This window comes from Rhizobium sp. BK650 (assembly GCF_014195325.1).
Lineage (GTDB): Bacteria > Pseudomonadota > Alphaproteobacteria > Rhizobiales > Rhizobiaceae > Rhizobium.
This window is the reverse complement of sequence record NZ_JACIBK010000002.1, coordinates 489,101-504,381: the sequence shown is the minus strand read 5'-3', so window position 1 is coordinate 504,381 and position 15,281 is coordinate 489,101. Positions and strand designations below refer to the sequence as shown.

Here is a 15,281-nt window from a genome sequence, read left to right as displayed (position 1 = left end):
AGGCGCCGGTGAATTCCATTTTTTCCGACCCTTCGGTCCACCTGACCGGGGTCGAGCCACGGGTCTCGACCCGTCCTTCGGACCCCCGCTGGGGAGAAGGAGATTCCGATCAAAACGCTTCAGCGGCCAATTCCATCATCGTGTCGGCGCCGGTTTCGATGCGGGCCTTGCGCAATGCGGTTTCAGGCATGATGCGCTCCATGAAAAATTTCGCCGTGATCAGCTTGTTCTTCAGATAATCCTCGCGCGCATCGCCCGAGGCAAGGCGTTCATTGGCGGCTTTCGCCATGCGCGCCCACATATAGCCGAGAACGACGAGGCCAAAGAGGTGCATGTAATCGGTCGAGCCGGCACCGGCATTGTCGGGCTTGGCCATGGCATTCTGCATGAACCACATGGTCGCGCCCTGCACATCGTTCAAGCCCTTCTTCAGGTGCTTGGTGAAGAAGGTCAGCTGCTCGTCGTTGCGGTTTTCCTCGCAGAAGTCGCCAATCTCCTTGAAGAGCGCCATGGCGGCGCGCCCGCCGTTCAGCGCCAATTTACGGCCGACGAGATCGAGCGCCTGAATGCCGTTCGCGCCCTCGTAGATCATGGCGATGCGGGCATCGCGCACATACTGGCTCATGCCATGCTCTTCGATGTAGCCGTGGCCGCCGAAGACCTGCTGAGCCATGACGGCATGATCGAAGCCCTTGTCGGTCATCACGCCTTTCAGAATCGGCGTGACTAGGCCGAGAATATCGTCCGCTGTCTGGCGTTCCTTCTCGTTACTGGCGCGATGAGCAATATCGGATTTCAACGCAGTCCAGAGCAAAAAGGCGCGGCCGGCCTCATTGAACGACCGGATGGTCATCAACGCGCGGCGGATATCAGGATGGACGATGATCGGATCGGCCTTCTTGTCGGGTGCCTTCACGCCTGACAGCGAGCGGCCCTGGATCCGATCACGGGCGTAATTGGCGGCGTTCTGATAGGCGATTTCGGAAATGGCAATGCCCTGCAGGCCGACCATCAGGCGAGCCTCGTTCATCATCACGAACATGGCGTTGAGGCCTCGGTTTTCCGCGCCGATCAGATAGCCGACCGCCTCATCATAATTCATGACGCAGGTGGCATTGCCGTGGATACCCATCTTGTGCTCGATCGCGCCGCAGGAAACGCCGTTGCGAGCGCCGAGCGCGCCGTCCTTGCCAACGAGGAATTTCGGAACGATGAAGAGCGAGATGCCCTTAGTGCCCTCAGGCGCACCCTCGATGCGGGCGAGGACCAAGTGGACGATATTGTCGGTCAGGTCATGCTCGCCGGCGGATATGAAGATCTTCTGGCCGGAGATCCTGTAGCTGCCATCGGCCTGCGGCACGGCCTTGGTGCGCAACATGCCGAGATCGGTGCCGCAATGCGGCTCGGTGAGGTTCATGGTGCCGGACCAGGTACCGTCGACCATCTTCGGCAGATAGGTCTGCTTCTGCTCATCGGTTCCATGGACGAGGATCGCGGCGATGGCACCCTGCGTCAGGCCCGGATACATCATCAGCGACATATTGGCGGCCGATGTATATTCGCCGACAGCGGTATGCAGTATGTAAGGCAGGCCCTGACCGCCGAATTCCTGTGGCACGGCAAGCCCGATCCAGCCGCCGTCCCGATAGGCCTGATAGGCCTCTCTGAAGCCCTTCGGGGTCGACACCGTGCCGTCGTCGTGGCGCTTACAGCCTTCCTGATCGCCGGAATAATTCAGAGGGAACACAACCTCCTCGGCCAACTTCGCCGCTTCACCCAAAATGGCTTCCACCATATCAGGCGTGGCATCGGCAAAACCGGGGAGATTGTTGTGGCGCTCGAGACCCAGCACGTCGTTGAGCACGAAGAGCGTGTCGTTCACCGGGGCCTTGTAGATGGGCATGGTTCGAATTCCTCCAATTCGGCGGCCGGATCGCTTCGGCCTTGAGACTCTCTTACAAAATATTGACGTTTGCGTAAACGTCAAATTCTGCATGCGCGCAATTTTGTGAGCTGGTGCGAGGAGCGCGGCAAAAACGGAGCACCGCCAATATTGCTCCGGGAATAGTCCGTTGCTTCTCCGGCTAAGCGCGCTACACTCGCGATGCGACCTTGGAAAAGCCTGGGAGGAGCTGTTCATGAAGAGAGCGTGGCCTGCGGAGTTCAATTCTATCTTCGATGCGGCAGAGGAAGTGACGATCGAACCCGTGACGGTCGAGCCGATCAACGGCGAAAGACTTGTTACGCATGACGAGCCGCCTGCTCCGCGCAAGGCGCTGAGAGTGCGTATTCCCATGGAAACCTACGAACGCATCTGGCCCCTCGCCGAAATGCGCTTCCGGCCGGCCGAAGGCCCCTATGCCGGTAAGGCGGTGACGCTGATCGCCACCAACCCGCATTACCATCCCTGGCACCCCGCCGACGGCGGCTCCGAGGAGAAAGTCGCCGACAGCGGACGACACTACAAGACCGATTATCTGGTCGTGCATTTCCTGCTGGATGATGCGCGTGAATCCGTCGCCGCCTGAGCGAGGATCTCGAAGCCAAACGGCTTGAAGACAAGGTCGCTCCCGGACTAGGCTTGCGTCAGCAACGTCTATTCCGGGGGTCGAGCCTTGAGCGATTTCGATATTATCCGTCAGCGCGCCGAGCAAAGAAAAGGCGGTGTCGACGCGCTGAAGGCGATGCTGCCGGCCATGCCGGATCACGAAGCATTGCGCGCTCTGTCCGACGATCGTATCCTGTCGCAGATGACGCGGCGCATCTTCTACAGCGGCTTCGTGCACAAGGTCATCGATAATAAATGGCCGGGTTTCGAGCAGGCCTTCGACAGTTTCGATCCTGCTGCCCTCAATATCGCTCCCGACGAATTCTGGCATGACCTGACGAGCGATGACCGCATCGTCAAGAACGGCGCGAAGATCATGTCGGTGCGCGCCAACGCAGCCTTCGTGCGCGAACTGGCGAATGAGGCGGGCAGCGCCGGCGCCTTTTTCGCAAACTGGCCGCGTGAAGATCATATCGGTCTGCTCGAAGTGCTTACCAAACGCGGCAACCGACTGGGCGGCGCTACGGGTCAATATTTCCTGCGCGGTATCGGTCGCGACGGCTTCATCATGACGACAGATGTTCTCGCCTGTCTGAGAAATGCGGGCGTGCCGCTTTCGGCATCCGGAACCGGCAAGAAGGATCAGCAGCTGATCCAGCAGACATTCAACCGCTGGGCCACCGAAACGGGGATGCCGCTTGCCTATCTCTCGCGCATCTGCGGGCTTTCGATCGACGCTCCCGATGCGTGAAATATTTCGATCCTCCGGTTTTTTGGGGAGCCATGACTGCCTACCTCTCCAGAAGGTTCATCCAAGGAGAAGGTCATGGCCGAGTTTCCCTATCGCAGCGCACTGATCGTCGGCGCAGGTTCCGGCATCAGTGGTTCACTCGCCCGTAAGCTTTCAGAACGTGGCGTGACGGTCGGCCTTGCAGCACGCAACATCGGCAAGCTCGGGCCTCTGCTCGACGAAACCGGAGCGAAGGCATTCGCCACCGATGCTGCACAGCCAACGGCGGTTTCGGCGCTGTTCGAACGCGTCGACGCCGAGATCGGCGAGCCCGATATCGTAATCTATAATGCCAGCGGTCGCGTTCGCGGACCGATTGCCGAGCTTGATCCCGCAGAAGTGGAACAGGCGATCGCAACTAGTGCCTTCGGCGGCTTCCTCGTTACGCAACAGGCGGCAAGACGGATGATCCCCCATGGGCGGGGTGCAATCCTGCTGACGGGGGCGACGGCCAGCATCAAGGGCTATGCGCAGTCGGCGCCCTTTGCCATGGGAAAATTCGCGCTGCGGGGTTTGGCACAAAGCGCCGCCCGCGAACTTGGGCCGCTTGGGATCCATGTGGCGCATTTCATCATCGATGGCGCCGTGCGTTCGCAGATGAGACCCGATCGGGAAGACAGGCCCGACAGTACGCTTTCGCCCGATGCGATCGCACAATCTTATGTCGACGTGCTGCTGCAGCATCGCAGCGCCTGGTCGCAAGAGATCGAATTGCGGCCTTGGACGGAAAATTTCTGATCCAGCCGGTCACGATAACGCATATCTTCTTTCCCGCAGATGTCGAACCCGATAGGATTCAACCAAGCTTCGACAGCCTGGGAGGGAACGATGCTGCGTCTGGACCATGTGACGATCGAAACACGCGATGCGCCTGCCATGATCGCTTTTTTCGAGAACATTCTTGGCGTGAAGGAAGGCTATCGGCCACCCTTTCCTTCGCGCGGTCATTGGCTTTATCTCGACGACAAGCCGGTGATCCATCTGAGCCTGACGGAGCGGGCGGTCGATTTTCCGCCCGGCATCTTCAATCATGTGGCTTTCAGCCTCTTCGAGTTCGAACCGGCGCTCGCTCGCATCAAAGCCGGCGGTTATCGCTACGAATATCGCGATATCCCGGATACCGATCTCGGACAGGTATTCATCTACGGGCCTGAAGGCGTGAAGATCGAGTTGCAGTACAAGCGGCCGCTCTGAAGGCTTCAGCGCCCATAACCGGGTTGAAAGAAGCAAAAGTTAAAAAATTCTCATTCCGGTTAACGAGTTCTTTACCACGTTTCGTAAAAGGTGCGCGGTGAGCATTGGCGATCTGCATTCCTTTTATTTGTCTCGCGTTTCAGGAGTGCCGCCAACAACCTGTCCAGCCTGAGGAAAGTCTAATTGATTATTTCCTTATGGATGGCGCTCTCCGATGCGTGCCCCGGCACGCGTCGGAAAAGGCAATGATCGAGCCCAGACCGGGCAATCGAAGCGAGCAAGAACATGAACGGATCGCGATCTCATTCTTCCCGGCAGTCCGATAGGACCTCGCTTGATGCGCTAAACCGCACCATTGAAGGCCTGGAAGCACGGATCGAGGGCCTGATCGGCAGCGCACGAGAGCAGCGGCCACGCAGTCCGGTGCCGGAGCACGATCCCTACGCCGGTTCTTACGCGCCGCGGGCGGCCGACCCGCTTGCAGAAATCCGCCAGCGCCAGCGCGCGCTCGACGCCAGCCGCGAGCGCGCCTATACGCGCGAACCGGCGCAAATTCTGCCACGTGAACCCACCCCTTCCCCGCAGCGTGCTTCGATGCCGTATCAGGCGGCACCAGCCTTCCGCGCCTCCGACGACACAATGACAGAAATCGCCCAGGCGCTGGTCAACCTGCGGCAGGATCTGAAGCGTGACATTTCCGAAGGCGTAACCCGCGAAATGAATGCGCTGCGCACCGAACTGCGCGAGATCAAGGCAAGCGCGCAGGACCGGCATTTTGCCGACGACATCCGCGCCGATATGGGGCGCCTGTCGCAGAGCATTGCGCAGCTCACCAGCCGCTCGGCCGGCCCGGAAGCGAGCGGCCTGCGCAACGAATTCGAAGAGTTGCGTTCGCTGATGGACGGCTTGGCGCGCGAAGATTCGATGCGTCACTTGGAACAGCGCTGGGACAATGTGGAAGGCCGCTTGGCGGAACTCGACACAGCCGGGCTGCAGGAGGAGCTGGTTTCGCTCGCCTACCGGCTCGATGATATCAAGCGGCATCTCGGCGGCATGGGCGAAAGCCCGGCCGTGCAGGCGCTGGAAGACAAGCTCATCACGATCGCCTCCGCTGTGGAGCAATTCGGCAATTTGATCCAGCCGCACGACCGGATCATGTCCGAGCAGTTCGCGGCGATGGACTCGCGGCTCGACGAGATCAGCCGCGCGATCGCTGCCAGTGGACGTACTGCCGCCGGCACCGACCCGGCGCTGATACAGCGGCTGGAAAACCGCCTTTCCGCACTTGGCGAGCAGATCGAGCTGATGGGTCGGGCCGCCATGAGCCGACCCAACCCAGCTGAAGATATGGCGAGCCGGCTGGAAGCGTTGACGGCGCGCGTCGAAGACCTCGCCAAAGCCGAAGCGACATCACGTCTCGACGAGCGGCTGGAACATCTTTCCTACCTTCTTGAGCGCACGCAGAAGGCGACGCCGCAGCAAGACCTGACCGGCGCGCTTTCCGATATTTCCCGTAAGATCGATGCGCTGGAAAGCGGCTCGGTCAACGATGCGCTCGCCAAGCGGCTCGACTATCTGGCACGCCGCATCGATGAGATGGAAATCCGCCCTGCTCCCGCACCCGTGATCGACGACAGCGCCTTCCGCCGTCTCGAAGGGCGTCTCGGCGACATTGCCGCGCGGCTCGAAGAAAGCACTGCGGCCGCGCCGACCGATGCACGCGCGCTGAAGAACCTCGAGGAGCAGATCGCCAATCTCTCCGAGCTCCTGAACGCGCCGCGCGAAAACGCCGAACTCTCGGCAGATCTCGATCGCCGCATGGGCGCCATCGAAGATTATATCGCAACGAATGACGAGTATATCATCGAGGCGGCGCGGCAGGCGGCCGAAGCCGTTGTCGATGCCTATTCGCGCAATAGCGGAGTACAGGGTGCTGCACCCGAGTCGGCCGACATGTCGGCCTTGGTTGCACTTGCTGACGATCTGAGGCATCTCGAAGATCTGAGCCGCGACAGCGAAGAGCGCACCCACAAGACTTTCCAAGCCCTGCACGAGACGCTGGTGCATATTGCCGACCGGCTGGATACGATGGAAGAGCGGGTGCGCCCGGCTGCCCGGATACCCGCGGCCGAGGTCGATTTCAACGTCGATCCTTACGCACTGGTAGACGCAGGCCGGGAGCCGGCCAAGGCTGCGGTGATGCAGGCGCCAAAGGTTTCCCCTGTGGTGCGCCCTGCCGACATCGCCGAAGAAGCACCGCGTAGGCCGGAAGCGGCGCTGGCCGACAGTACCAGCGCAATCGCCATCGAAGCCACCAGTCAGCCGGACAAGCCCGCCGTTCCGGCCAAAGGAAGCCTGCTTGCAAGTCTTGGCCGCAAGCTGCTGCCAGCGCGCAGGACGGAAGCGAAGGCCGCCGCCACCGATCGCACGATCATCGATCCGGCTCCGTCGATCGATCCCGTCGACGTGGTGTCCACTGAGGCGGCAAACGAGCTGTTGGAACCCGGCTCGGGCGCGCCTGATGTCAAGAAAATCCTGGAGCGCGTGCGCGCCAGCCAGAATGCCCAGCGCGGAAAGCCGGCCACCGAAAACGATCGTGCGGATTATATAGCCGCCGCGCGTCGCGCTGCGCAGGCCGCCGCCATGGAGATCGACAGCAGCGCAAAGTCGGCGACTCGCGCCGAACGTCGCGCTGCAAAGCCGGAGAACGCCGGCAAAGGGGGCCCATTTTCGCGCTTTCGCCGGCCGATCCTGCTGGCGATCGGCGCCGTGCTGCTTGCCATCATGGCTTTCCCGCTTGCCCGCACGTTGACGACGGGCGAAAAGGCGCCGCCCCCGGCTGAAGTCTCAGTCTTGACCGGCGCGGCCGAAACGCCGGAAGCCAACATGACAGTCCCGGCACCAGTTGCGCCGGAAGCAATCGCGCCCGAAACGACTGCGCAGCCGCCCGCAACGACACTGGAACCTGCCAGTCCGGAGACAGCCGCTCCAGCAATGCCGCAGGCGGCAGCACACGATCACATGACCGATGTCGCGCCGCTCGATGGTGAAGGTGCAGAGGATTTCATTCAGACACCGCCACAAGATACGTCCGGCGATCCGAACCCTCCCACGGCGCCTGCAACAGTGCCTGCCGCCCCCGGGGCCGCTTCGATTATCGTTCCCGATACGATCCAGCCGCAGCCGCTTGCCGATGCGGCACGCAACGGCGATGCGCTGGCCCTCTTCGAGATCGGTGCACGCTATACCGACGGCCGCAACGGCCTTGCCGCCGACCAGAAACAGGCGGCAAACTGGTACCAGCTTTCTGCCGACAAGGGCTTTGCGCCGGCGCAGTACCGTCTCGGCAGCATGTATGAGAAGGGCAACGGCATCGACCGCGACGTGCAGAGGGCCAAGGCCCTCTACGAACAGGCTGCAGGTCAGGGCAATGCCAGCGCCATGCACAATCTCGCCGTTCTCTACGCCTCGGGTGCACTGGGCCAACAGGATTATGCGGCGGCGGCCACCTGGTTCAAGAAGGCCGCCGATCTCGGCGTCACCGACAGCCAGTTCAACCTCGCCATCCTCTGCGCCCGCGGCAATGGCGTGCCCGCGGATCTGGAAGAGTCCTACAAGTGGTTTGCGATCGCCGCCAAGTCCGGCGACAAGGATGCCGCCCAGAAGCGCGAGGAAGTGGCGAATGCCATGAAGCCTGATCAGCTTGAACGTGCTCGCGCAAAGGCCGATATCTGGAAGCCGCAGCCGCTCGACAACAAGGCGAACGGCATCGAGATCCCCGACACGTGGGCAAGCGGCTCAGCACCGAAGACGGCGACCGTCGACATGAAGAAGGCGATCCGCAACATCCAGGCTATCCTCAACAATAACGGCTTCGACGCCGGCCCGCCGGATGGCGAGATGGGCGCGAAGACCGTGGCCGCCCTCAAGAACTTCCAGAAGTCGATCGGACAGGAACCGACCGGCAAGGTTAACGACGACACGGTGAAGGCGCTTCTGGAGCGTAACAAACCAGGCGCCAAGGCAATCTAGGTTAGCCCGGCGGCGCTATGCTGCGGGGCTTTTCGCCTTTTCGAACCGACTGTCACAAAACCTGAAAAAAGCCGGATTATGCGGGACATATCGGAGCCTGCATCCGGCTGATCATGGCTTTTTCCTTCGAAAGCCTCTGGCAACGATTTCACAGTAGGATGCGCCATTCGAATGGGAACGTGAGAGGGCCGCCCTGGCGGGAGCGGCAATAACTGGGGTCGGCTGTGACAATCTATCTGCCCATCGCAGAATTGTCGGTGAACATCTTCATCATTCTCGGCATGGGGGCTGCCGTCGGCTTCCTGTCCGGCATGTTCGGCGTCGGCGGCGGCTTCCTGATCACGCCTCTCCTGATCTTCTACAACATTCCTCCGGTCGTTGCCGTCGCCACGGGCGCCAACCAGGTGGTGGCTTCGTCGATATCGGGCGCGATCACACATTTCAGGCGCGGCACTCTGGACGTGAAGCTCGGCACGGTGCTGCTTGTCGGCGGTCTTTCGGGCGCGACGGTCGGCATCTGGATTTTCTCGCTGCTGCGCGCCATCGGTCAGCTCGACCTCTTCATCTCCCTGCTCTACGTCATCTTCCTCGGCACGGTCGGCGGGCTGATGCTCTGGGAAAGCATCAACGCCATGCGCCGTGCGGCGCGCAACGAAGCGCCTGTCCCGCGCAGGCCTGGCCATCAGCACTGGGTGCACAAGCTGCCGCTGAAGGTGCGGTTCAAGAAATCGAAGATCTATCTGTCTGTCATTCCGATCGTGACACTCGGCTTTGCGATCGGCATTCTCACCTCTGTCATGGGCGTCGGCGGTGGCTTTATCATGGTGCCTGCCATGATTTACCTGCTGCGCATCCCGACCAACGTTGTCGTCGGGACCTCGCTCTTCCAGATCATCTTTGTGACGGCCTATACGACGATTGTGCAGGCCGCGACCAACTATTCGGTCGATATCGTACTTGCCTTCGTCCTGATGCTCGCCGGCGTCATCGGCGCCCAGTATGGCGTGCGTGTTGGTCAGCGGCTGCGCGGCGAACAGTTGCGCGCGCTGCTTGGCCTGCTGGTGCTTGCGGTCGGCCTGCGCCTGGCCGTTGCGCTGGTGCTGACGCCTGAAGATATCTTTTCGGTGGTGATGGGAGTGGGGAACTGATGTTTCGGCTCCTCGTGGTCCTTACCCTTCTCATCCCTGCCGCCGCCTCGGCGCAGGTGCTGCTACCCGGACAGGGAACTCAGGCCGAGCGCGAGGGGCTGGAAATCGGCACCTCCACCAGCGAAATAGCCATCACCTCCGATTTTCGCGGCGCCGACCTGACAATCTTCGGCGCAGTGACCAATACCGACGAATTGTTGCTCGCCATCGGCCAGTATGATGTCATCGTGGTTCTGGAAGGCCCGCGCCAGGACGCCACGGTGCGCCGGAAGGAACGGATCTTCGGCATATGGGTCAATGCCTCGTCGATGACTTTCGCCGACGTGCCGCATTCCTATTCAATGTCGAGTTCGCGCTCAATCGATGACATTACGACTCCGCTCGACCTGACTGGAGAGGGCATCGGCATTGACCATATCCCGCTGCGGCCGATCGATTTTGCCGGCAACTTCAACAGTCTCAACGAATTCCGCACCGCGTTCCGGCGCATACAGCAGGTAGGCGGGCTCTACGAGCGCAATCCGAGCGGCGTGCGCTTCGTTTCTTCAAATCTCTTCAAGGCAAGCCTGCGGCTACCGGCCAATATTCCGAACGGCGTGCATACCGTGCGCGCCTATCTGTTCAAAAGCGGGAAGTTCGTAACGCAGAAATCGCAGCCGCTGCGGGTCATCAAGACCGGCATTGAGCAGACGATTACCGATGTGGCGCATCGGCAGCCGATTTTCTACGGCTGCTTCGCGGTGCTTCTGGCCGTACTGACCGGATGGGGCGCCAGCTTCATCTTCCGCAAGGATTGACCGGACGCGCTTTCGTCTGGCGGAGACTTCTAAAATGACCTTCCTAACCGAGGCCGAGCGCAGATGACGCTCTCGGTGGCAGCCGCTTCTCGTGGTTCGATTAAAGCCGGAGCAGACAGGCCTTCCACCCCTTCTCAAAACTGCTTGCGTTTTGCTATCAGTCGAGTTATCCCTAACTAGTTCTAAAACGCAACCGGTTTTAATCTTGGTGCAGAAAGCGGAGGATGAGATGAGGAAGCTTGTTGTCTGGAACCTGATGACGCTGGATGGCTATTTCGAAGGATCGAAACCGTGGGATATCGATTTCCACAATTTGGCCTGGGGGCCGGAGCTCGAAAAATATGCCGAACAGTTCGGTGAGGAAGGCGATCTCCTGGTCTTCGGCCGCAAGACCTATGAGGGCATGGCCGCCTATTGGCCGACCGCCGAAAGTGAAGACAAGATCAAGGCCTATATGAATGGCATCGCAAAGATCGCCGTCTCGCGGACCATGGAAAAAGCGGATTGGAATAACACGCGCGTCGTCAGCGATCCGGTGTCCGAACTGGCGCGGCTGAAGGAAGAGGATGGCAAGACGATCTTCATCTTCGGCAGCGCCGAGCTTTCCGATGCCGTGCTGAAGGCGGGGCTGATGGATGAAATACGCATCTGCCTCGTTCCCGTCATCCTCGGTGGCGGCAATCCGCATTTCAAGCCTGCGGATGCACGGCAGCCCCTGAAGCTGCTCGACTCGTCCGTAACGAAGAGCGGCGCAGTGATCCTGCGCTACGAGCCCGTCAGGGCGGCCTGATCATTGTCCGCGCTGGCTGCGGGACGGCACCAATCCCTGGCCCAAAAGCTGCCGGAACATCTCGTATTCGCATAAAAACCGCTCTTTAACGTTTACGAGTTAGTAATCTCTCGGAAACGAGAGGTTTGTATCATGCGTACTCGTACCGTGCTTGCGGTCCTCGGGTTGGCTTTGCTCGCCGGCTGCGCGACAGCACCCCGCCAGACGCGCAATATCTGCGCCGTCTTCGATCAAAAGGATGGCCTCTTCACCAGCTGGCAGGGGGCTGCGGAGCGTGCGGAGAAGAAATATGGCGTGCCGGTGCCGATCCTGATGGCGACCATGTATGTCGAATCCGGTTTCCAGCCCTACGCGCGTCCGCCGCGCACCAAACTCTTCGGTTTCATTCCCTGGACGCGGCCTTCGACGGCCTATGGCTATTCGCAGGCGCTGGACGGGACCTGGGACCACTACCAGTCGGAAACGGGCAACTGGGCGGCGCGGCGCACGAACTTCGCCGACGCGATCGATTTCATCGGCTGGTACCACTACAGCAACGCTCAAGCGACGGGCATTCCGCTCAACGACGCCTACAACCTCTACCTCGCCTATTATTCCGGCCCGACCGGCTACAAGCGCGGCGACTGGCGTAACAATGGACAGTTGCAGCAGACGGCGCAGAAATTCGCCCGGATGGCAGGAACCTACCAGCAGCAATTGCAGGGATGCAATTAACCGCGCAAATTGTCGTATCGGACGGAATAGATCCGGTCGCGGCCGAGGAGATGCGCGATCAGCGAGGTCCTGTCGAACAGGTCTTTCATCGCCCTGTGACCGAGGTCGAGACCGCCGCTCATGACGCCGAAGGCGGGCATCAGCAGTCGAGCGCCGTCTGTCGCAAAGCAGGGACGGCGGACGGATTTTTCGCGGCGGCGGACGGTGGCAGCCGGATGCAAGTGGCCGGCGATCTCGCCTTTCTGAAGGCCGTCGCGCGGCTCGTGGCGAAAAGTCAGACCGGCATAGAAGAGCTCGTCCGAGCAGCTACCGGGCAGATCGACGGTGCCATCGGGATCGTGGTTGCCATTGATCCAGATCCATTCGCGGCCACGCGCCATTTCGACGATCAGCGTGCGGAAGGCATCCGGCAGATGTTGGGAGCCCACGCGATCATGGAAATTGTCGCCGAGCGAAATGACGATCTGAGGGTCGTAGCGGGAGACGACGGCGGCGAGCACTGTCAGTGTCGCCAGCGTATCGTAGGGCGGCAGCATCATCCCGCGGCGGGCAAAAGCTGCGCCTTTTTCCAGATGCAGGTCGGAAACGACGAGTATGCCGGCATCCGGCAAATAGAGCGCGCCGAGCGGGTCGCAGACGGCGGCAACACCGTGAATGGCGGTTTCGACGCCCGGTATTGCGGCAAGGCCAGTCATGTCGCGCGCAAGGGCGAGGCGGTTCATCACTTCAGTTATTCCAATCATTTCAGGCCATTGCCTCGGCGATCAGATCGTCGGCGGCTTCGGCAAGCAGCGCATCATGGGCCTGACCCGGCACCGATTCCCTGCCGATTTCCAGCATGACCGGTACGGCGAGCGGCGAAATATGATCCAGCGCCCGGTGGGTGATATGGCCCTTGATTCGCTTCAGCATATCGCCAAGACGGGAAATATCCAAAAGGCCGGTCGAGGCGTCCTGCCGCGTTGCCTGCAGCAGGATATGATCGGGCTCGTGGCTTCGAAGCACATCGTAGATAAGATCGGCAGAGACGGTAATCTGCCGGCCGGTCTTTTCCTTTCCCGGATGACGCCGCTCGATCAATCCCGCAATCACGGCGCAATTGCGGAAGGTGCGCTTTAAAAGGAAGGATTCGTTCAGCCAGGATTCCAGATCATCGCCGAGCATGTCTTCGTCGAAGAGATCGGACAGGCTGAGGCGGCCATTGGCGATCATCAGGCCGAGGTCCTCGAGCCCCCAGATGCCGAGAGAATAATCCGTGGCGACGAAGCCGAGCGGTTTTGCTCCGGCCCTGTCCAGACGCCGGGTCAACAGCATCCCCAGCGTCTGATGCGCCAGCCGTCCCTCGAAGGGATAGATGACCATGTAGCCGCGGCTGCCGCGCGGAAAGGTTTCGATCAGCAGCTCATCGTGCTTTGGCAGCAGGGATTTTTCCTTCTGCAGGGAGAGCCAGTCGCGCACTTGGTCCGGCAGTCGGTGCCAGCGGTCAGGATCATCCAGCATCGAGCGGACCTGATCGGCAAGATAGGTCGAGAGTGGAAATTTGCCGCCGTTATAGGAGGGGATTTTCGGATCGAAGGAATAGGCCGGACTGACCAGCGCCTCGCTTTCCCTGATACCCTCAAAACGCAGCACTTTGCCGGAGAAGATGAACGTATCACCCGGCGCAAGCTGCTCGAGGAAATATTCCTCGACCTTGCCAAGCACGGCACCAGGGCGACCGAGCCTGCCGCCCTCGCCGCGCTTGGCCACGCGGATATTCAGCATCGCGGCCTCAACAATGGTGCCGAGATTCAGGCGATATTGCTGGGCAACCTGCGGATTGGAGACGCGCCAGCGGCCTTCTTTGGTCTTTCGGATGCGGGCATATCGCTCGTAGGTGCGCAGCGCGTAACCGCCGGTCGCGACGAAATCGACGACGCGTTCGAAGGTCTCCCACGAGAGGTCGGCATAGGGCGAGGCGCTGGTGATCTCATCATAGAGTTCCAGCATGTCGAAGGGGTCGGCGCACGCCATGCCGAGCACGTGCTGGGCGAGCACATCGAGCCCGCCGCGACCGACAGGCGGCGTATCCTGTGCGCCGATATAATTCGCGTCGAGCGCTGCCTGGCATTCCATGACCTCGAAGCGGTTGGCGGGCACGAGGATCGCCTTTGATGGTTCGTCCATGCGGTGGTTGGCGCGGCCGATGCGCTGGGCAAGGCGCGAGGCCCCCTTCGGCGCGCCGACATGGATGACGAGATCGACGTCGCCCCAATCGATACCGAGATCGAGCGTCGAGGTGGCCACGACAGCCCGCAGCCGGTTGGCGGCCATGGCGGCTTCGACCTTGCGGCGCTGGGCAACATCGAGCGAACCGTGGTGGAGCGCAATCGGCAGGTTCTCCTCGTTGACCGTCCAGAGCTCCTGGAAGAGCATTTCGGCCTGCGAGCGGGTATTGACGAAGAGTAGCGTCGTGTTGTGCTCAAGCAGCTGCCGGTAGACATCCGGGATCGCATATTTGGCGGAATGGCCCGCCCAGGGAATGTGCTCTTCCGTATCGAGAATGGAGATATCGGGCTTGGCGCCGCCCTCGACGAGCACGAGGCCGGCATGGTTTTCCCTGCCATCTTCCTGCGCCACCAGCCATTTCTGCAGATCCAGCGGATCGGCGACTGTGGCAGAGAGGCCGATCGTCTTCAGATCGGGTGCCAGTCTCCGCAACCGGGCAAGGCCGAGCGAGAGCATGTGGCCGCGCTTCGACGTGACGAGCGAGTGCAGCTCATCGAAGACGACGTATTTCAAATCCTTGAAGAAGCGCTCGGCTTCTCGGTTTGCCAGGAGCAGCGCCACCTGTTCCGGCGTCGTCAACAATATATCGGGGGGATTGAGCTTCTGGCGCTGACGCTTGGCGTTCGGCGTATCGCCGGTGCGGTTCTCGATCGATATCGGCAGACCCATTTCCGTGACTGGCTTCGTGAGGTTGCGCTCGATATCGACGGCCAGCGCCTTCAACGGCGAGACATAGAGCGTATGGATGCCGGTAAAGGCCGAGCCGGGCGGGATCTCGCCGCGGCGTGTGAGATCGGTCAGCGACGGCAGGAAACCGGCAAGGGTCTTGCCGGCACCGGTTGGCGCGATCAGCAGCGTGCTTTCGCCTGCTTCGGCGCGAGACAGGAGTTCGAGCTGGTGGGCGCGGGGACGCCAGCCTTTTTCCGCAAACCAGCGGAGGAAGGGAGCGGGCAAGGCAAGACTGAGGTCGGTTTCGATCTGATCCACGGGGCAAATGTAG

The 15,281-nt window shown here is 61.0% G+C and carries 12 protein-coding genes; 9 read left to right on the top strand and 3 right to left on the bottom strand.

Translation table 11 applies throughout. From position 1 onward, the window contains the following. Positions 1 to 109: 109 nt before the first annotated feature. A complete protein-coding gene (locus tag FHX15_RS06800; RefSeq protein WP_184394847.1) occupies positions 110 to 1,903 on the bottom strand; it encodes an acyl-CoA dehydrogenase C-terminal domain-containing protein in 1,794 nt (597 codons plus the stop codon). A gap of 235 nt (positions 1,904 to 2,138) precedes the next feature. Here FHX15_RS06800 and FHX15_RS06795 point away from each other — a divergent pair, with 235 nt between their 5' ends. From FHX15_RS06795 to FHX15_RS06755, 9 genes are all read left to right on the top strand, one after another. After that, positions 2,139 to 2,528 (top strand): hypothetical protein, encoded by a 390-nt coding sequence (locus FHX15_RS06795; protein WP_184394844.1) that lies wholly within the window; start codon positions 2,139 to 2,141, stop codon positions 2,526 to 2,528. A gap of 87 nt (positions 2,529 to 2,615) precedes the next feature. Further along, positions 2,616 to 3,299 (top strand): DNA-3-methyladenine glycosylase I, encoded by a 684-nt coding sequence (locus FHX15_RS06790; protein WP_184394843.1) that lies wholly within the window; start codon positions 2,616 to 2,618, stop codon positions 3,297 to 3,299. Positions 3,300 to 3,374: 75 nt separating this feature from the next. Then, positions 3,375 to 4,076, top strand: coding sequence for an SDR family NAD(P)-dependent oxidoreductase (locus FHX15_RS06785; protein WP_184394841.1), 702 nt, complete (start codon positions 3,375 to 3,377; stop codon positions 4,074 to 4,076). Between the two features lie 90 nt (positions 4,077 to 4,166). Next, a complete protein-coding gene (locus FHX15_RS06780) occupies positions 4,167 to 4,532 on the top strand; it encodes a VOC family protein (protein WP_184394838.1) in 366 nt (121 codons plus the stop codon). A gap of 285 nt (positions 4,533 to 4,817) precedes the next feature. Further along, a complete protein-coding gene (locus FHX15_RS06775; RefSeq protein ID WP_184394836.1) occupies positions 4,818 to 8,564 on the top strand; it encodes a peptidoglycan-binding protein in 3,747 nt (1,248 codons plus the stop codon). 224 nt (positions 8,565 to 8,788) lie between these two features. Then, complete coding sequence (locus FHX15_RS06770; protein WP_184394835.1) at positions 8,789 to 9,712, top strand: sulfite exporter TauE/SafE family protein; 924 nt, start codon at positions 8,789 to 8,791, stop codon at positions 9,710 to 9,712. Beyond that, the gene (locus FHX15_RS06765) at positions 9,712 to 10,509 is read left to right on the top strand and encodes a TIGR02186 family protein (protein ID WP_184394832.1); all 798 of its coding nucleotides are present in this window, start codon (positions 9,712 to 9,714) and stop codon (positions 10,507 to 10,509) included. Before FHX15_RS06770 ends, FHX15_RS06765 begins: the two co-directional genes overlap by 1 nt. Before the next feature lie 229 nt (positions 10,510 to 10,738). Further along, positions 10,739 to 11,299: a dihydrofolate reductase family protein gene (locus tag FHX15_RS06760; RefSeq protein WP_184394830.1), complete on the top strand. Its 561-nt coding sequence runs from the start codon at positions 10,739 to 10,741 to the stop codon at positions 11,297 to 11,299. 132 nt (positions 11,300 to 11,431) lie between these two features. Next, positions 11,432 to 12,013: a transglycosylase SLT domain-containing protein gene (locus tag FHX15_RS06755; RefSeq protein ID WP_184394828.1), complete on the top strand. Its 582-nt coding sequence runs from the start codon at positions 11,432 to 11,434 to the stop codon at positions 12,011 to 12,013. Here FHX15_RS06755 and pdeM read toward each other — a convergent pair. Beyond that, the gene (gene pdeM, locus FHX15_RS06750; protein WP_184395357.1) at positions 12,010 to 12,735 is read right to left on the bottom strand and encodes a ligase-associated DNA damage response endonuclease PdeM; all 726 of its coding nucleotides are present in this window, start codon (positions 12,733 to 12,735) and stop codon (positions 12,010 to 12,012) included. The genes FHX15_RS06755 and pdeM overlap by 4 nt on opposite strands. A gap of 22 nt (positions 12,736 to 12,757) precedes the next feature. Then, positions 12,758 to 15,268: a ligase-associated DNA damage response DEXH box helicase gene (locus FHX15_RS06745; RefSeq protein ID WP_184394826.1), complete on the bottom strand. Its 2,511-nt coding sequence runs from the start codon at positions 15,266 to 15,268 to the stop codon at positions 12,758 to 12,760. Positions 15,269 to 15,281: the final 13 nt, after the last annotated feature.

Coding starts and splice junctions, on each gene's coding strand:
- pdeM (WP_184395357.1), bottom strand. CDS start 12,735: ATGAACCGCCTCGCCCTTGCGCGCGACATGACTGGCCTTGCCGCAATA.
- FHX15_RS06765 (WP_184394832.1), top strand. CDS start 9,712: ATGTTTCGGCTCCTCGTGGTCCTTACCCTTCTCATCCCTGCCGCCGCC.
- FHX15_RS06775 (WP_184394836.1), top strand. CDS start 4,818: ATGAACGGATCGCGATCTCATTCTTCCCGGCAGTCCGATAGGACCTCG.
- FHX15_RS06785 (WP_184394841.1), top strand. CDS start 3,375: ATGGCCGAGTTTCCCTATCGCAGCGCACTGATCGTCGGCGCAGGTTCC.
- FHX15_RS06760 (WP_184394830.1), top strand. CDS start 10,739: ATGAGGAAGCTTGTTGTCTGGAACCTGATGACGCTGGATGGCTATTTC.
- FHX15_RS06780 (WP_184394838.1), top strand. CDS start 4,167: ATGCTGCGTCTGGACCATGTGACGATCGAAACACGCGATGCGCCTGCC.
- FHX15_RS06795 (WP_184394844.1), top strand. CDS start 2,139: ATGAAGAGAGCGTGGCCTGCGGAGTTCAATTCTATCTTCGATGCGGCA.
- FHX15_RS06755 (WP_184394828.1), top strand. CDS start 11,432: ATGCGTACTCGTACCGTGCTTGCGGTCCTCGGGTTGGCTTTGCTCGCC.
- FHX15_RS06800 (WP_184394847.1), bottom strand. CDS start 1,903: ATGCCCATCTACAAGGCCCCGGTGAACGACACGCTCTTCGTGCTCAAC.